This window comes from Streptomyces sp. HPF1205 (genome assembly GCF_020400825.1).
In the GTDB taxonomy this organism is placed as follows: Bacteria; Actinomycetota; Actinomycetes; order Streptomycetales; family Streptomycetaceae; genus Actinacidiphila.
Window position 1 is genome coordinate 81,552 of the sequence record NZ_JAINVH010000006.1, and the last position, 16,351, is coordinate 97,902.

At 73.6% G+C, this 16,351-nt stretch carries 19 protein-coding genes; 10 read left to right on the forward strand and 9 right to left on the reverse strand.

The window, feature by feature from the left end; translation table 11 throughout:
- The first annotated feature begins 446 nt into the window (after positions 1 to 446).
- The 3 genes from K7G61_RS09045 to K7G61_RS09055 all read left to right on the forward strand — a co-directional run bounded on the left by K7G61_RS09045 (position 447) and on the right by K7G61_RS09055 (position 1,940).
- Positions 447 to 779 (forward strand): nuclear transport factor 2 family protein, encoded by a 333-nt coding sequence (locus K7G61_RS09045; protein ID WP_225846182.1) that lies wholly within the window; start codon positions 447 to 449, stop codon positions 777 to 779.
- A 150-nt stretch (positions 780 to 929) separates the two neighbouring features.
- Positions 930 to 1,325 carry a hypothetical protein gene (locus K7G61_RS09050; protein ID WP_225846183.1) on the forward strand — a complete coding sequence of 132 codons (396 nt, stop codon included), beginning with the start codon at positions 930 to 932 and terminating at the stop codon, positions 1,323 to 1,325.
- A gap of 9 nt (positions 1,326 to 1,334) precedes the next feature.
- On the forward strand, positions 1,335 to 1,940 hold the full coding sequence (locus tag K7G61_RS09055; RefSeq protein WP_225846184.1) for a response regulator transcription factor: 606 nt from the start codon (positions 1,335 to 1,337) through the stop codon (positions 1,938 to 1,940).
- Between the two features lie 112 nt (positions 1,941 to 2,052).
- On the opposite strand, the gene K7G61_RS09060 is transcribed toward K7G61_RS09055, so the two are convergent.
- Positions 2,053 to 2,877, reverse strand: a complete 825-nt coding sequence (locus K7G61_RS09060) for a transglutaminase-like domain-containing protein (protein WP_225846185.1) — start codon at positions 2,875 to 2,877, stop codon at positions 2,053 to 2,055.
- Positions 2,874 to 3,848, reverse strand: coding sequence for a GNAT family N-acetyltransferase (locus K7G61_RS09065; protein WP_225846186.1), 975 nt, complete (start codon positions 3,846 to 3,848; stop codon positions 2,874 to 2,876). Before K7G61_RS09065 ends, K7G61_RS09060 begins: the two co-directional genes overlap by 4 nt.
- 108 nt (positions 3,849 to 3,956) lie before the next feature.
- On the opposite strand from K7G61_RS09065, the gene fdxA reads away from it, so the two are divergent.
- Positions 3,957 to 4,283: a ferredoxin gene (gene fdxA / locus K7G61_RS09070; RefSeq protein WP_225846187.1), complete on the forward strand. Its 327-nt coding sequence runs from the start codon at positions 3,957 to 3,959 to the stop codon at positions 4,281 to 4,283.
- A 187-nt stretch (positions 4,284 to 4,470) separates the two neighbouring features.
- The gene (gene dapC, locus K7G61_RS09075; protein WP_225846188.1) at positions 4,471 to 5,571 is read left to right on the forward strand and encodes a succinyldiaminopimelate transaminase; all 1,101 of its coding nucleotides are present in this window, start codon (positions 4,471 to 4,473) and stop codon (positions 5,569 to 5,571) included.
- Positions 5,572 to 5,679: 108 nt separating this feature from the next.
- Here dapC and K7G61_RS09080 read toward each other — a convergent pair whose 3' ends face one another.
- The 5 genes from K7G61_RS09080 to K7G61_RS09100 all read right to left on the reverse strand — a co-directional run bounded on the left by K7G61_RS09080 (position 5,680) and on the right by K7G61_RS09100 (position 9,936).
- Positions 5,680 to 6,240: an ATP-binding protein gene (locus K7G61_RS09080; protein ID WP_225846189.1), complete on the reverse strand. Its 561-nt coding sequence runs from the start codon at positions 6,238 to 6,240 to the stop codon at positions 5,680 to 5,682.
- Between the two features lie 454 nt (positions 6,241 to 6,694).
- The gene (locus K7G61_RS09085; RefSeq protein WP_225846190.1) at positions 6,695 to 7,906 is read right to left on the reverse strand and encodes an RNA polymerase sigma factor; all 1,212 of its coding nucleotides are present in this window, start codon (positions 7,904 to 7,906) and stop codon (positions 6,695 to 6,697) included.
- Positions 7,903 to 8,244: a YciI family protein gene (locus tag K7G61_RS09090; protein WP_225846191.1), complete on the reverse strand. Its 342-nt coding sequence runs from the start codon at positions 8,242 to 8,244 to the stop codon at positions 7,903 to 7,905. The genes K7G61_RS09085 and K7G61_RS09090 overlap by 4 nt, the downstream gene beginning before the upstream one ends.
- A gap of 6 nt (positions 8,245 to 8,250) precedes the next feature.
- Complete coding sequence (locus tag K7G61_RS09095; protein ID WP_225846192.1) at positions 8,251 to 8,835, reverse strand: dihydrofolate reductase family protein; 585 nt, start codon at positions 8,833 to 8,835, stop codon at positions 8,251 to 8,253.
- A 201-nt stretch (positions 8,836 to 9,036) separates the two neighbouring features.
- On the reverse strand, positions 9,037 to 9,936 hold the full coding sequence (locus K7G61_RS09100) for a heavy metal transporter (RefSeq protein ID WP_225846193.1): 900 nt from the start codon (positions 9,934 to 9,936) through the stop codon (positions 9,037 to 9,039).
- Between the two features lie 84 nt (positions 9,937 to 10,020).
- Here K7G61_RS09100 and dapE point away from each other — a divergent pair, with 84 nt between their 5' ends.
- The 3 genes from dapE to K7G61_RS09115 all read left to right on the forward strand — a co-directional run bounded on the left by dapE (position 10,021) and on the right by K7G61_RS09115 (position 13,272).
- Positions 10,021 to 11,088 (forward strand): succinyl-diaminopimelate desuccinylase, encoded by a 1,068-nt coding sequence (gene dapE / locus K7G61_RS09105; protein ID WP_225846194.1) that lies wholly within the window; start codon positions 10,021 to 10,023, stop codon positions 11,086 to 11,088.
- Positions 11,089 to 11,304: 216 nt separating this feature from the next.
- Positions 11,305 to 12,375, forward strand: a complete 1,071-nt coding sequence (locus tag K7G61_RS09110) for an esterase family protein (protein ID WP_225846195.1) — start codon at positions 11,305 to 11,307, stop codon at positions 12,373 to 12,375.
- Between the two features lie 90 nt (positions 12,376 to 12,465).
- Entirely contained in the window at positions 12,466 to 13,272 is an 807-nt protein-coding gene (locus tag K7G61_RS09115) for a TIGR00730 family Rossman fold protein (RefSeq protein ID WP_263984114.1), read from the forward strand.
- 27 nt (positions 13,273 to 13,299) lie between these two features.
- Here the strand turns inward: K7G61_RS09115 and folP are convergent, their stop codons facing one another.
- Positions 13,300 to 14,112, reverse strand: coding sequence for a dihydropteroate synthase (folP, locus tag K7G61_RS09120; RefSeq protein ID WP_225846346.1), 813 nt, complete (start codon positions 14,110 to 14,112; stop codon positions 13,300 to 13,302).
- Between the two features lie 146 nt (positions 14,113 to 14,258).
- Here folP and K7G61_RS36910 point away from each other — a divergent pair, with 146 nt between their 5' ends.
- Together K7G61_RS36910 and K7G61_RS09130 are read left to right on the forward strand one after the other, a co-directional pair.
- Positions 14,259 to 14,813, forward strand: coding sequence for a DivIVA domain-containing protein (locus K7G61_RS36910; RefSeq protein ID WP_308190612.1), 555 nt, complete (start codon positions 14,259 to 14,261; stop codon positions 14,811 to 14,813).
- Positions 14,806 to 15,408 (forward strand): DNA-3-methyladenine glycosylase I, encoded by a 603-nt coding sequence (locus K7G61_RS09130; RefSeq protein ID WP_374204092.1) that lies wholly within the window; start codon positions 14,806 to 14,808, stop codon positions 15,406 to 15,408. The genes K7G61_RS36910 and K7G61_RS09130 overlap by 8 nt, the downstream gene beginning before the upstream one ends.
- Before the next feature lie 67 nt (positions 15,409 to 15,475).
- Here the strand turns inward: K7G61_RS09130 and K7G61_RS09135 are convergent, their stop codons facing one another.
- Positions 15,476 to 16,258 carry an enoyl-CoA hydratase/isomerase family protein gene (locus K7G61_RS09135; RefSeq protein ID WP_225846196.1) on the reverse strand — a complete coding sequence of 261 codons (783 nt, stop codon included), beginning with the start codon at positions 16,256 to 16,258 and terminating at the stop codon, positions 15,476 to 15,478.
- Positions 16,259 to 16,351: the final 93 nt, after the last annotated feature.

Here is a 16,351-nt window from a genome sequence, read left to right on the forward strand (position 1 = left end):
CGCCTCATAGGGTCCGAAAGCAGGAGATACCGCCCGGTTCCGCCCCGGCCCGCCGCAGCACGCCGATCCACCCGGAGAAGCCACTCATTGGGCCGACAGCGGCACTGTCCAAGGCGGTGCGGGGCGACCGGACCGTCGGATCCCTGATCGAAGACGCGCGGCGCGAGGGCATCCCGGTCGGCCCAGTCCCTCCGCCGGGCGACGGGCATGCTACGTCGTCGACACCTTCCTGGCCGTGACGGCCATCGACCAAGCCGGTGCGGTGATCGTCTTCACCTCCGACGTCGACGACCTCGCCGAGCTCCTCGCCGACTGCCCCCGCGTGACCGTCCAGGAGATCTGAGCCCGGATCCGGCGGCCGGGCCGGCAGGGCCTCGGAGCCGCCGCCGCGGCCCCGGGCGGGGGCAGCGGTGGGCATGGTGGACCGATCGGCGTTGACTGGGGGTATGAGCACTTTGCCTTCGATGCTGCCCGTCCCGGTCGCGGCCGCCCTGGAAGCGGCCGACGCCGGGAACACCGAGGACTTCCTCGCCGCCTTCGCCGAGCAGGGGGTGGTGGACGACTGGGGCCGGGAGTTCCGCGGACGGGACGCGATCCGCGGCTGGAGCGACGCCGAGTTCATCGGCAAGGAGGTGACGCTGCGGGTCACCGGGGTGCGTGACGACGGGGACACGACCACGGTGAGCGCCGAGGTCGGCGGCAAGGGGTTCAACGGACCGTCCGACTTCGCCTTCACGGTGGCGGGCGACCACGTGGCGCGCATGACGATCAGGGGCTGAGAGGGCGGTGAACCGGCGGTACGGGCGCGGGGCGGGCGCCGGGCCGTCCGGTACGGGCGCGCTGGGCCGGGCGGGTGAGCCGGCCGACCGACCGTAACGGAGCCCGTACGGACCGGCGTCATTCGCCGCCTGTCGGCCTAGCATCGACGGATGACTCGCAGCAGCAGGACCCCACGCCCGCTGACCGTCGACGGCGAGACCTTCCTCTGGACGCTGCGGCACGAGCACGACGACGCGCGGACCGGGGACGGGTTCGAGGACTGCCGCGAAGTCCTCACCATCCGCCGCGCGGGCGCCCTCGGACGGCTGGAGATCGTCTTCACCTGCGGCCCCGGCCACCTCGTACCCGACCGGCACGCCCGCTCGGGGGCCGTCGGCACCCCCGACGGCGCCTGGCTCGACCTCCATGAGCCCGGGACGGTGGACGCCCTGCTCGCCGAGGCGCACGACCGCGGCTTCGGCGCGGACAGCGCGGCGGTCTACGAGGTCGACGGCTGGACACTGTTCCCCGCCGTCGCCGCCCGCCGGGCGGAGGGCACCCGGTAGCCTTCCGCCGTGATCCGCGTTCTCCTGGCCGACGACCAGTCCATGGTGCGCGAGGCGCTGGCCACCCTCCTGGGGCTGGAGGACGACATCGAGGTGGTCGCGCAGGTCGCGCGCGGCGACGAGGTCGTGGCCGCCGCCTTGGCGCACCGGCCCGACGTGGCGCTGCTGGACATCGAGATGCCCGGGATGACCGGCATCGAGGCGGCGGCCGGGCTCCGCGAGGCGTGCCCGGGCGTGAAGGTCGTCATCGTGACCACCTTCGGCCGGCCCGGCTACCTGCGCCGGGCCATGGAGTCCGGGGCGGAGGCCTTCCTCGTCAAGGACGCGCCCGCCGCCCGACTCGCCGACGCCGTACGCCGGGTGCTCGGCGGGCAGCGCGTCATCGACCCCACCCTCGCCGCCGCCGCGCTCGCCGAGGGCCCCGACCCGCTCACCGCCCGTGAACGCGACGTCCTCAACGCGGCGGCCGACGGCTCGGTCAACGCCGACATCGCCCGCCGGCTCCTGCTCTCCGAGGGCACCGTCCGCAACTACCTCTCGACCGCCATCCAGAAAACGGGCGCGCGCAACCGGACGGAGGCCGTCCGCATCGCCCGCGAGAAGGGCTGGCTGTAAGGAGCGCGGCGCGCCTTGGCGCGGGCGTGCTTCGATCCGTTGGCCCCTCGGCCCGGGCGGGCCTCACTTCGGGCGCCCCTCGGCTCGGGCGTCCCCTCGGCTCGGGCACCCCTCAGTTCAGCAGCGCCCGCGCCGCGCGGGCCTCGGAGCGGATGCCCGCCGCGGATTCCGGGTCGAAGGTCGCGATGACCTCGGCGTATTCGTCCATGGCTGCCGCGCCGCCGAGGAAGTCGCCTCTCTTGACCAGCAGCCGGGCGCGTTCGAGGCGCAGCTTGGCCGGGTGGCGCGGCAGCAGCAGCGCCAGGTCGATGGTCCACAGCTGGACCGCGAGGCGCTCGGTGCGGGGGGCGGCCCAGGCCCGGATGTTGGCCAGGACGCGCTGGACGATGTCGAGCGGGTCGGCGGGGGTGAGCATGCCGGGGGACAGGGCCGCTCCCGTGGTCGACGCGACGAGGAGCTCCGCGTCGTCGGCCGACAGGACGCGTCCGCCGTTGAACGGGTCGGCCAGGACGTGCGCGCCGGCCGGGTCGCCGAAGCCGACGACGAAGTGACCGGGCAGGGCCACGCCGTGGACGGGCGCGCCGGCCCGCCGGGCCACCTCCATCCAGACCACCGACAGCAGGATCGGCAGCCCGCGCCGGCGCCGCAGCACCTCCTGGAGCAGGGAGGACGACAGCCGCCGGTAGTCGGAGGAGGTGCCGTGGAAGCCGTGGCCCACGCCGAGGACCTGGTGCAGGGCGGCGGCCCAGGCAGCCGGCGTGGCCAGGCCGTAGGGCAGCAGCCCCGCCAGCCGGTCCAGCTCGATCTGGGCGAGGTCGGCGGGCGCGCCGTCCAGCGCCGGGTCGGCCTCCGCGCCGATGAGCAGGCACAGTTCGGCCAGGTCGGGCCGCTCCTCGCGGGCGGCGGCGGCGAAGCGTTCGCGCACGTTCCCGGTCATGGCCGTGGCAGCCGCAGGTAGTGGTAGCCGTGGTGGTCGGTGAAGCCGAGCCCGTCGTAGAGCGCGCGGGCGGCCGTGTTGTCCGCCTCCACCTGCAGACAGGCCGCGCCGGCGCCCTCCTCGTACGCCCGCCGGGCCAGCGCTCCCATCACGGCCCTGGCAAGGCCCCTGCGCCGGAACGCGGGCTCCACCTCGACCGCGCCGAACAGCGCCCAGCGCCCGTCCACCACCGCCCGCCCGATCGCGCCGGGCGCGGTGGCGAACCACACCGAGGGGCCGCCCGAGACGACCGCGAGGGCCGCGCCGGCCAGGTCGCCCGTGCGGTGGTAGGCCGCCAGCCAGGCGGCCTCCGGCACGCGGGACAGCGAGACCCCCTCCCGGGGCAGCTCCAGCAGGGGGGCCAGCGGCGCCGTGCGCACCACCGTGTCGCCCTCCCGTGCCCAGCCCAGGGCGGCCGCCCCGGCGGCGTGCGGGGAGCGGTCCGGCATCTGCAGGTACGGCGGCAGCCCCCGCTCCCCGTACCAGCGGGCGACCGCGTCCAGCGCGTCCGGGAGCGGGCGTCCGGGGTCCCCGGCGACGAGGACGGAGTTCGCCCGCCGCGTGAAGCCGCCGGAGGCCCGCAGCGTCCACTGGCCGAGACGGGCCGTTTCGGTGGCGGGCCAGGCGCGGGACGCGAGCTCGTCGAGCTCCTGGTCCGTGACGGCGGGCACGCGGGCCCCGGCACGCGCGGGAGCCGGTGGAACCACCTTCCCCGCGACCAGCGAGGACTCCTCGATCCGCACGGTCTCGCCGGTCCGCCGTGTGACGGACACCACGCCCGCATCCCAAGACGCGAGAACACCGACCGTATCGGTGAACATAGGATGCCCGTCGGTGGTCCCGATCACCTGCCGTACCGATATGCGTTTGCCCACGTCAGCGGGGGTGATTCGGATCTCGAGCCGGGCTCCGGACGAGAAATCCGCTGTCATGCCTGCCCCTCCTGTTCGGATCGTGCCCAGGAACGGAGATACTAGGTGCGGGCATCGACGACGCCGCGCTCCCGCGCGAGATGAGCCCTATCGAGGAGGAACGACAGCGTGACCTACGTCATCGCGCAGCCTTGTGTCGACGTCAAGGACAAGGCGTGCATCGAGGAGTGCCCGGTCGACTGCATCTACGAGGGCTCCCGGTCCTTGTACATCCACCCGGACGAATGTGTCGACTGCGGCGCGTGTGAGCCGGTCTGCCCGGTCGAGGCCATCTTCTACGAGGACGACACCCCGGAGGAGTGGAAGGACTACTACAAGGCGAACGTCGAGTTCTTCGACGAGCTCGGCTCGCCCGGCGGTGCCTCCAAGCTCGGGCTCATCGAGCGGGACCACCCGCTGATCGCGGAGCTGCCCCCGCAGAACCAGGACCACTGACGGACCGCTGAACGCCCCGGCGCCGCGCGTGCGCGACGCCGGGACGGACGCGACCGCGCCCGGGCCCCGTACGGCAGCACCGCCGTGCGGGGCCGCGGCGTTCCGGGCGGGCGCCCGCTCCCGGCCGGGCGAGCGGCCGCCCCCGGACGTGCGGCCGGGCCCCCGACGACAGAACGAGAGTGAGCACGTGAGCATCTCCGCCCGCCTCCCGGTGTTCCCCTGGGACCGCCTGGAGCCGTACAAGGCCGCGGCCGCCGCGCATCCGGACGGCGTGGTCGACCTGTCCGTCGGCACGCCGGTGGACCCCGTCCCGGACGTCGTACGGCAGGCCCTGACGGCCGCCGCGGACAGCCCCGGCTATCCGCTGACGTACGGCACGGGCGCGCTGCGCGAGGCCGCGGCGGGCTACCTGCGGCGGTGGCACGGCGTCACGGGCGCCGACCCCGCGCACGTCCTGCCGCTGATCGGCTCCAAGGAACTCGTCGGCCTGCTGCCCGTCCTGCTCGACCTGCGCGAGGGCGACCAGGTCGGCTACCCGCGGCTCGCCTACCCCACGTACGAGATCGGCGCGCTGTTCGCGCGGGCCGAGCCGGTCACCTACGAGGACCCGGTCGCCGACCTCGACCCGGCGCGCGTCAAGCTGCTGTGGCTCAACAGCCCCTCCAACCCCACCGGCCGCGTGCTCACCGTGGAGGAACTGCGGCGGATCGTCGCCTGGGCCCGCGAGCACGGCATCCTCGTCGCCGCCGACGAGTGCTACATCGAACTCGGCTGGGAGGGCGCCGAGCCGGTGTCGGTGCTGCACCCGGACGTCTGCGGGGACGGCCACCACGGCCTGCTCGCCGTCCACTCGCTGTCCAAGCGCTCCAACTTCGCCGGGTACCGCGGCGCGTTCCTGACCGGAGACCCCGCGCTCGTCGCCGAACTCCTGGCCGTGCGCAAGCACCTCGGCATGATCGTGCCGCGGCCGGTCCAGGCCGCGATGACCGCCGCGCTCGGCGACCGCGCCCACGCGGTGGAGCAGAAGGAGCGCTACGCCCGGCGCCGCGCGGCCCTGCGGGCGGCCTTCGAGAGCGCCGGATTCCGCATCGAGCACAGCGAGGCGAGCCTGTACCTGTGGGCGACGCGCGACGAGGAGTGCTGGGAGACCGTGGGCGACCTGGCCAAGCGCGGCATCCTGGTCGCGCCCGGCGAGTTCTACGGCCCGGCCGGCGAGCGCTTCGTCCGCATCGCCTTCACGGCGACGGACGAGCGGGTGGCGGCGGCGGTGCGGCGGCTGGCGTCGTAGCCGGCCCGCCGGGAGCACGTGAGGGGCGCGGGGAGGATCCTTCCTCCCCGCGCCCCCTGTGTTTCCGGTGTCCGGGTGTCCGGGTACGGCCCCGGACGCCCCGGACGCTCAGACGACCGGGAGGCCCTGGACGGGGAGGTTCCGTACGGGGAGGTTCTGGACCGGCAGGCCCTGGACCGGGAGGCGGTCGAGGGACGGCAGGCCCTGGGTGGGCAGGGCCCGGGTCGGCAGGCCGCGGGTGGGAAGGCCGCTGACCGGGAGGTCGCGGCCGGCCGGCAGGGCGGTGGCCGGCAGGGTCTCGGCGCCGGGCACGGCGCCCGCGGTGGACTCGGCGGTCGCGCCGAGGAAACGGCCGGCGGTGTCGTCGGCCTGGGAGGCCGCGTGCTGGGCGGCGGGGAGCAGGGTCCTGCCCGTGGTGCCGACGAGGCGCCCGGTGGTGGGCAGCGCCGTCCGCATCGCGTCCGAGCCGGTGGTGGCCGCCAGGCCCGTCGCCTTCTGCGACGCGCCGTCGACGGTGGAACCGAGGGCGCCGTCCACGGCGGTCGGACCGCCCAGGCCCTGCTGGTGCGGGGCCGCGGCCTGTGCGGCGCCGGCCCCGACCAGGGGAGCGGCGGCCGCGCCGAGGAGCAGGGCGGCCTGGGCGATCCGGCGCGGGAGGGGGAGGGACATGGTGTGCTGACTCCTTCTACGGGGTTCTGCGGGGTTCTACGGGGCTGTACGGGGCTCTACGTGTTCCGCGGGGTTTCGCGGGTGCTGCGGGGGATGTGGTGGGGTAACCGCGGTCGGGCTGACAACCGCTTCCGACGGGCCTGAGGTTGCGGGCGCGCCCGGTAAAGAATGGGTAATGCGTCGCATAATAGGAATCCGGCAGTTCGGGTATAAGCGGACGACTCATACGAGCGTGCGGAAACGTCACTTCCCTTGCGGAGCAGGGGATTCGGCGTGGCGCGAGTCGGCCGCGGGCCGTGGACGCGCCGGCGTCTTCGCGCGGTGGCGCACAACTCGTCCGGGTGAGGCAGCGCACCTGTGTGTGATTCGCGGTTTCAGGACGAGGCCCCTTGAGGCCCCTTGCTGGGTGCCTGACGGCCTTCCCGCTGCCGCGATCCGATGGATCGGCCGAGGGTCAGTACGGCTGGCCGAGTTGGTTGCGCCGGGCGATCAGGAAGGTGCGTTCCGACTCGTTCCCGGTGAGGCGGGCCGCGGTGTCGAGGGCCTGACCGGCTTCTCGGGTTCGTCCGAGGCGGGCGAGGAGGTCTCCGCGGATCGCGTGGAACAGGTGGTAGTTCCCGAGGTCCAGGTCATCGACCACGCGAAGTGCCTCTGCCGGGCCCTGGACCTCGGCGAGTGCGACCGCGCGGTGGAGCGCGACCACCGGGCCGGTGTCGACGTGCACGAGCTGGTCGTACAGGGCGAGGATCTGCGTCCAGTCGGTGACGGGCTCGGTGTGCACGGCGTTTATCGCGGCCAGGATCTGGTAGCGGCCGGGCTGGTTGCGGCGCAGGCAGGAGCGGACGATCGAGCGGCCCTCGGTGACCAGGCCGGCGTTCCAGCGGTGGCGGTCCTGGTCGGCCAAGCGGACCAGGTTGCCGTCCTGGTCGGTGCGGGCGTCGCGGCGGGCCTCGATCAGCAGCATCAGTGCGAGCAGTCCCGCGGCCTCCGGCTCGTCGGGCATGAGCTCGACCAGCAGCCGGGCCAGGCGGATCGCCTCGGCGCACAGGTCGGCGCGGGCGAGTTCGGCGCCGGAGGTGGCGACGTAGCCCTCGTTGAAGATCAGGTAAAGCACCGCGAGCACGGCGCTGAGGCGGCCGGGCAGGTCGGCGTCGCGGGGCACCTGGTAGGGGATTTTGGCGTCTCGTATCTTCGCCTTCGCCCGGACGATGCGCTGTGCCATCGTCGGTTCGGGTACGAGGAAGGCACGGGCGATCTCGGGCGTGGCGAGCCCGCCGAGCAGGCGCAGGGTGAGCGCCACTTGCGCGGGCATCGCCAGGGCCGGGTGGCAGCAGGTGAACATCAGCCGGAGACGGTCGTCGCGCACGGGCCCCTCGTCTTCTTGTCCGTCCGGGCTGTGGAGGCGTTGAGCCTCGGCGTGTTTACGGGCACGGACCGATTCGCGGCGCAGCTCGTCGATCGCCCGGTTGCGGGCGGTGGTGATGATCCAGCCGGCCGGGCTCGGCGGCATGCCGTCGACCGGCCAGCGCCGCAGAGCAACGGTGAACGCCTCGGCAACGGCGTCCTCGGCCGTGCTGATATCGCCGAGCCCGCGCGTGAGTACGGCAACGGCTCTGCCGTACTCGGCGCGGAACACGGCCGCGATCTGCTGCGGTGTGGGACTCAATACGGTTCGACGTCCTGGAACGGGCGGACTTCGATCGGGAGCCCGGTCGCCGCGGATGCCTTGCGGCCCCATCTCAGTGCGACGTCCAGGTCGGGTGCGGTGATCACCCAGATCCCGCCGACGTGCTCCTTGCCCTCGACGTAGGGACCGTCGGTGAGCATGCCGTCGGTGCGCACGACAGTGGCCGTGCCGGGCGCGTGCAGGCCGCCGGTGAACACCCACGAGCCGCTTTCGCGCAGTTCCTCGTTGAGCCGGTGCAGATCGGCCTTGATCTTCTCCATGGCCTGGGGGCCCGGCTTGCCTTCGGGCTGGTAGATCGAGAGCAGGTACGTGCCCATGGTTGCCTACTTGCGGGAGTAGTGGGCGATGATCACGCCCTTGGTGGTGGTGACGCTGTGGGTGAGCTCGAACTCGGTCAGCGGGGCGGGGCCCTCGAACAGCCGCATGCCGGTTCCCAGGGTGAGCGGGTGGATCAGCAGCTGGTAGTTGTCGACCAGGCCGGCGTTGTGCAGCTCGCGGACCAGAGTGGCGCTGCCGATGATCGTCAGGTCCCTGCCGTCCTCCGCCTTGAGCTTGGCGACCGTCCCGGCGGCGTCGCCCTTCAGCAGGACCGAGTTCCGCCAGGCGTCCGCGTTCTCCAGCGTACGGGAGCAGACGTACTTGGTCGCCGCGTTCATGTACGTGGTGAAGGGGTTGCCGTCGGTGCGGGTGCTCCAGGCGGTGATGAAGTCCGCCCAGGTCCGGTGTCCGAACAGCATGTCCGTGGGCCTGGACATGCCCTTGCCCATCTCCATGCCCATGACCTGGTCGTTGTACTTGCCCCCCCAGCCCCCGTGAGTGAAGCCACCGCGAGTGTCCTCGTCCGGACGGCCAAGGCCCTGGACGACCCCGTCGAGAGTGATGGACAAGGTGGCTGTGACCTGGCGCATGACGTGCTCCTTGCGCTTATGGACCGCTCTTCCGCGGCCCGCTTCACCGCCTACACGAAGAGCCACCCGCGAAATCGACACCCGGCCGAATCTTTTTCCGGTCTTTTTCCGGCAGGATCACCATGAGCGGAAGCAGCCCGCGACCGGAGCGGGCAGACCGGCGTTCGCGGCGCCCCGCGCGGCTCCCCGGAAAGCCGTGCGCTACCTGGCCACCGTGATGCGGACGAGGCCGTCGGGGCGCCCGGCCGGGGTGAGGGGCTGCCAGCCCCTGGAGGCGTGGGCCGCCTGCCAGCGCCTGCCCGCGTAGGCGACCTGCTCGACCTTGAGGTCCCGGGCCTGGGCCACCGCCCACTGGGCCACTTCCCAGCCGCGCGGGGGGCCGCCGGACTTCGCCGCGCCGCCCGCGGGCGCGGCGGGCACCGCGACCGTACGGGCCGCCGCGTCGGTGCGCGGCCGTACCCGGCCGCCGAACTCCCGGTGCAGCCGGGCCGTCACCCGTGCCGGATCACCGCCCGGGCCGCCCGCGCCGTCCGGCCGGTCCGCCCCCGTCGTACAGCTCAGCGCCCCGCCCTCGCGCCCGGTCAGGGCCCGGGACAGCAGCGTGGCGTCGGCCTCGTGCTTGGCGTACGCCTCCGGGTAGCCGCTCCGCTGGACGCGCTGGGCGGCCTCGGTCAGCGGCAGCCGCGTGTAGTCGGGGACCTTCACCAGGGTGGCGAAGAACTCGCCCGAGGCGTGCACCGGATCGAGGATCTGCGCGGCCGTGCCCCAGCCCTGCGAGGGCCGCTGCTGGAACAGCCCGAGCGAGTCCCGGTCGCCGTGGTCGAGGTTGCGCAGCCGCGACTCCTGCATCGAGGTGGCCAGCGCTATCGTCACCGCCCGCTCCGGCAGGCCGCGGGAGGCCGCCACCGCGGCGATCGTGGCCGCGTTCGAGGCCTGTTCCAAGGTGAGTGCCAGCGTGCCGGCCTCGGCCGTCACCGTGCACCCGGCCCCCGCGGGGCCCTTGGCCGCGAAGTGGTACGCGACGAACCCGATGACGGCGAGCACGGCGAGCAATGTGGCGACAAAGCGCAAGGGGTGACGCTTTTTCGGGGGGTTCGGCACGACGGTGAGAGTAGCGAATTCACGCGGGTGCCCCGGACCGCGCCGACCACGTGGCGCCCGGCGCGGCTTCGTTAGCCTTCTGCCATGCATACCGGACTCGATCTCGCGCAGGACGCGGTCGCGCTGACCGCCCAGTTGGTGGACGTGCCGTCCGTGAGCCGGGAGGAGAAGGCGCTCGCGGACCTCGTGGAGGCCGCGCTGCGGGACGTGCCGTGGCTGCGGGTGGAGCGCGACGGGGACGCGGTCGTGGCCAGGACCGAACTGGGGCGCGCGGAAAGGGTGGTGCTGGCCGGGCACCTGGACACGGTGCCGATCGCGGACAACCTGCCGAGCCGGATGGACGCCGGCGGGCTGCTGTGGGGGTGCGGGACCTCGGACATGAAGGCGGGCGTGGCGGTGCAGCTGCGGCTGGCCGCGACGCTGGAGGCGCCGAACCGCGACGTGACGTACGTCTTCTACGACGCGGAGGAGATCGCGGCCGAGTTCAACGGGCTGAAGCGGCTGGTCGACCGGCATCCGGACTGGCTGGCCGCGGACTTCGCGGTGCTGATGGAGCCGACCGCCTGCCGCGTCGAGGGCGGCTGCCAGGGGACGCTGCGGGTGGAGGTGCGCACGACGGGGAAGCGGGCGCACTCGGCGCGCAGCTGGCTCGGCGAGAACGCGATCCACAAGGCCGCCCCGATCCTGTCCCGGCTGGCCGCCCACGAGCCGAGGCGGGTGGAGATCGACGGGCTGGTCTACCCCGAGGGCCTCAACGCGGTGCTGATCAGCGGCGGCCACGCCACCAACGTGATCCCCGACTTCTGCACGGTGACCGTGAACTACCGCTTCTCTCCCGACCAGACGCAGGAGGAGGCGCTGCAGCGGGTGCGCGACCTGTTCGAGGGGTACGAGGTGGTGCTCACCGACAGCGCCCCGGGGGCCCTGCCCGGGCTGTCCCACCCGGCCGCCGCCGCGTTCGTCGAGGCCATCGGCACCGAGCCGACCGCCAAGGCGGCGTGGACGGACGTGGCCCGCTTCTCCGCGCTGGGGATCCCGGCGGTCAACTACGGCCCCGGCGATCCCGCCCTGGCCCACACCCGCGAGGAGCACGTGGCCGCCGCCGCCGTACTGGAGGCCGAGGAGAAGCTGCGCGGCTGGCTCGCCGGCTGAGCGGCGCCGGCGCCCGCGCCCCCTGGCCGACCGGAACCCCTGGTCGGTCCCCGCGGGCCCGCGTAATCTGTCCGTAACGCGAAAACACACTGGTCAGCGCCCTGATGATGGCTCTCACCGCCCCGCGGAGCAACCGAACTGGGGTGCGTCCGGGTCCTCATTCCCGGCAAGGTGTGATCGGACACGTCACGGTCGGATGGGGGGAAGAGGCGCGTCGTGGGGCTGACCAGCAGATGGTTCGCAGTACTGCTCTTCGTCATCGCGATAGGGGCGATGGCCGGCGCCGTGATCCTGTGGTCCAAGGTGCGCGGCCCGCGACCGCTGAAAGTGGCCGCGCGCGTCGGGATGATCGTCCTGTGCCAGATCACGGCCATCCTGGTGGTGATGGTCATGGTCAACAACCAGTACGGCTTCTACGCCTCCTGGGACGACCTGCTCGGCAACGCCAACAGCGGCGGGAAGGCCACCCCGACGGCAACGACCACTCCGGTCAGGCCCGATTACCGCGTGAGGTTCACCGACTACTCCCAGGGATTCCAGCGGGCCAGCGTGCGCGGCTGGGACTCCGGCACCAAGGGCGACGTGATCGTTTGGCTGCCGCCACAGTACGGCAAGAAGGAGTTCGCGCACACCCGGTTCCCGGTGATCGAGGTGCTGCACGGCATACCGGGCACCCCGCACAGCTTCCTGCGCGGCATGCGGCTCGGGCAGATCATGCAGGACGAGATCACCGCGGGCCGGGCGGAACCGGCGATCCTGGTACTCCCGACGATCACCCCGGACCGGGTCAACACCGGCTGCGCCGACGTGCCGGGCAAGAGCAAGGTCGGCACCTGGCTCACCGACGACGTCGTCAAGACCGTCGAGCACAACTTCCGCGCCCTGCCCGCGCCCCGCGGCTGGGCGGTGATGGGCATCTCCACCGGCGGCTACTGCGCGGCCCGGCTCGCGCTGGAGTACCCGAACCGGTTCGCCGCGGGCGCCGCCCTGGCGCCGGACAACCCGGCCGACGGCGTCCGCTCCCCGCTGTGGCTGGCCCGCAACACCCGGCCCGACACCCAGCTCCTGGTCGAGTCCAGCCTCCAGGACCCGGAGAGCCCGCCGGCGTACGCCGACCAGATCACCGTCGCCGCGCAACCGCCCACCGTCGTCACGACGATGCGGGTGAAGAACGGCGGGCACAACTGGAAGACGTGGGGGCGGATGTTCCCCGATGCCTTCACCTGGGTCAGCGGGCGGATAGAGGCGCCCAGGGCCGTCCCCCTGGCGCCGTCCGCCGCGCCCTGACCGGAGCGCCCGCCGCCTCCTGACCGCGGCTCCGGCCGCCTCCGCCCGCCGCGTCCGCCAGGCGCGGGCGGGTGCGTACGCTTGCGAGGTATGACTGACGCTTACGAATCGGACGAGGCCCAGGAGGCCGCGGCCGCGGCGAACGCCGCGGCCCAGCAGGTGTCCTCCGGGCAGGGCTGGCCCGAGCGGCACACCGGCCCCGTGGTGCGGCGACGCGGCCACATCCAGTCCGGCACCACCGACCAGCGGCTGCTGGACAGCCACGGGCCCACCGACTGGGTGCACGGCGACCCCTGGCGGGTGATGCGCATCCAGTCCGAGTTCGTGGAGGGCTTCGGCGCCCTGGCCGAGCTCGGCGCGGCCGTCAGCGTCTTCGGCTCCGCCCGCACCCCCAGGGACTCGTACGAGTACGACGCCGGGGTGCGGATCGGCCGGGCGCTGGCCGAGGCCGGCTTCGCGGTGATCACCGGCGGCGGCCCCGGCGCCATGGAGGCGGCCAACAAGGGCGCCCTGGAGGCCGGCGGCGTCTCCGTCGGCCTGGGCATCGAGCTGCCCTTCGAGCAGGGCCTCAACCCCTACGTCGACATCGGCGTGAACTTCCGCTACTTCTTCGTCCGCAAGACGATGTTCGTGAAGTACGCCCGGGGCTTCGTCGTGCTGCCCGGCGGCTTCGGCACCCTGGATGAGCTCTTCGAGGCCCTCACGCTCGTCCAGACCAAGAAGGTCACCCGCTTCCCGATCGTCCTGTTCGGCACGGACTACTGGGGCGGCCTGGCCTCCTGGGTCCGGCGCACCCTGGTCGCCGAGGGCAAGGCGTCCCCCGCCGACCTGGAGCTCTTCCACGTCACGGACGACGTGGACGACGCGGTGGACCGGGTGACGAAGGAAAGCGCCTGAGGGAACCGGCCGGGGGCCGCCGGGGGGCTACGCCAGCCCCCGCCGGGCGACGGCGGGGGGACGGTCGCCCATGATCGCCGAGACCATGTCGAGCACCTCCCGGGTCTCACGGACCTCGTGCACGCGGTAGACCCGGGCGCCCAGCCACGCCGAGACCGCCGTCGTCGCGAGGGTCCCGATCAGCCGCTCCTTGACCGGGCGGTCGAGGGTCTCGCCGACGAAGTCCTTGTTCGACAGCGACACCAGGACCGGCCAGCCGGTGGCGGTCATCTCCGGCAGCCGCCGGGTCGCCTCCAGCGAGTGGCGGGTGTTCTTGCCGAAGTCGTGCCCGGGGTCGATGAGGATGGCGTCGCGCCGCACCCCGAGGGCCAGCGCCCGCTCGGCCAGGCCGACGGTGACCCGCAGGATGTCGGCCATCACGTCCTCGTAGCCGACCCGGTGCGGCCGGGTGCGCGGCCGCGCGCCGCCCGCGTGCGTGCACACCAGGCCCGCGCCGTGGCGCGCGGCGACCTCGGCGAGCCGGGGGTCCACCCCGCCCCAGGCGTCGTTGAGCAGGTCGGCGCCCGCCGCGCAGACCTCCTCGGCGACCTCGTGCCGCCAGGTGTCGACGCTGATCACCACGTCCGGGTGGCGCCGCCGTACCTCCGCGACGAAACCGGCCGTGCGGCGGATCTCCTCGGCCGCCGACACCTCCTCGCCAGGACCCGCCTTGACGCCGCCGATGTCGATGATCGCGGCACCCTCCGCGACGGCCGCGGCGACCCGTTCCAGGGCCGGCTCGTCGGTGAACGTGGCCCCCTGGTCGTAGAACGAATCCGGCGTCCGGTTGACGATCGCCATGATCACCTGCTCCCGCGGGCCGAATTCCCGGGTGCCCAGCCGAAGTGCCACTGCCGCTCCTCATCTCAGACTCATGCGATCGTGGCACGATCGTGCCTGACACGTCCTGACGGACAGGGCGCAAGGGCCGCACCCGGGAGATCGACTTGTTCTGGTTCATGCTCATCGCGCTGGTCGCGGTGGTCGCCGCGGTGGCGTTGGCGGTGCTCGGCGACGGTGGCGCGCTGAAGGAGGCGGTGCCCGACCGGCTGGAGGACCGGCTGCCCCCGGACCGGCCGCTGGTCCGCTCGGACATCGACGCGGTGCGCCTGCCGGTCGCGGTGCGCGGCTACCGGATGCTCGACGTGGACGAGGTGCTCGACCGGCTCGGCGCGGAACTCGCCGAGCGCGACGCCCGGATCGCCGAGCTGGAGACGTCGCTGGCCGGGTCGCGCGCGGGCCGCGGGCCGGGGGAGTACGCCGAGGCGTCGGCCGAGCACGTGCGCGGGCAGGAGTCCGCCCAGGCTCCCGGCCAGGAATACGGACCGGAGTACGCGCAGGACTACCGGCAGGACCATGGCCAGGACTACGGGCAGGACTACGGACAGCCGTACGGTCCGCGGTACACGCAGGGGCACACGCCGGACGGCGGGCCCGGCGGCCAGGAGCCGGGCGCGGGCGACCACGGGGAGCGGGGCGCGCCAGGGGGTTCCGGTGAGTGAGCCGGTGGCCGGCGCCGTGGTCGGCGAGGACGGGCTGGCCCGCTGCGGGTGGGGGCTGTCCGCGCCGGACTACGTGGACTACCACGACCGCGAGTGGGGCCGGCCCGTGCACGGCGACGACGCGCTGTTCGAGCGGATCTGTCTGGAGGCGTTCCAGTCCGGGCTGTCGTGGATCACGATCCTGCGCCGCCGGGAGAGCTTCCGTACCGCCTTCGGGCACTTCTCGATCGACGCGGTGGCGGCGTTCACCGACGCCGACCGGGCGCGGCTGCTGGCCGACGCCGGCATCATCCGCAACCGCGCGAAGATCGACGCCGCCATCGCCAACGCGGCGGCGGCCGCCGCCGTACGGGACGGCTACGACGGCGGCCTCGACGCGCTGATCTGGTCCTTCGCGCCCGACCCCGCGGCCCGCCCGGCGCCGCGCGCCCTCGCCGACGTGCCCGCGACCACCCCGGAGTCGACCGCGCTGGCCAAGGACCTCAAGAAGCGCGGTTTCCGGTTCGTCGGCCCGACCACCGCCTACGCGCTGATGCAGGCCTGCGGGCTGGTCAACGACCACTTGGCGGACTGCTTCGCGCGCGAGCTGCCGTAGCGGACGCCGGGCGCGGGGGCGGGCGCGGGGGCGGGCTCGCAGGCCGACCGCGTGCCCGGTCGCGCGGTCAGCGGCCGGTGAACCTCGGCGTGGTCTTGTCGAGGAAGGCGGCCACCGCCGCCCTGTGGTCCTGCGAGGCCCCGGCCCTGGTCTGCAGCTGGTCCTCCTTGGCCAGGGCCTCGGGTAGCGAGTGGTCGGCGCCGTACGCCAGGGACTCCTTGACCGCCGCGTAGGCGAGCGTCGGCCCCTGGGCGAGCCGGCGGGCGACGGCGGCCGCCTCCGCGGGCAGTTCGGCGGCCGGGACGACCCGGTGGACCAGGCCGAGGTCCAGGGCCTCGGCGGCCTTGACCGCGCGGGGGAACAGCAGGAGCTCCTGGGCGCGGCCGAAGCCGACGAGCCGGGAGAGGGTCCACGACATGCCCGAGTCCGCGGTGAGCGCGACGCCCACGAACGAGGTGTTGAACGAGGCGGTGTCCGCGGCGATCCGGTAGTCCGCGGCGAACGCGAAGCCCGCGCCCGCCCCCGCGGCCACCCCGTTCACCCCCGCGACGACGGGTTTGCGCATCGTCGCGATGGCCGTCGCGATCGGGTTGTAGTGCTCGGCCACGGTGGCCATGCCGCCGCCCGCCGCCAGGATCTCCACGTGCTCCTTCAGATCCTGGCCGACGCAGAAGGCACGCCCCTTGCCGGTCAGGAGCACCGCGCGCACCGCCTCGTCGCCGGCCGCCTCCCGCAGCGCGTCGCGCAGCGCGTTCTTGGTCGCGGTGTCGAGCGCGTTCATGGCGTCGGGCCGGTTCAAGGTGACGGTGGCCAGTCCCTCGGCCACCTCGTACAGCACGCTGTCGGCCATCGCACAACCCCTTCGTCGCGGTGAGCGCAGGTGAGCGCCGGTAAGTGTCCCGGCCAGCATGCCGGACGGCGGCGCGCGCGGACACGACCGGGC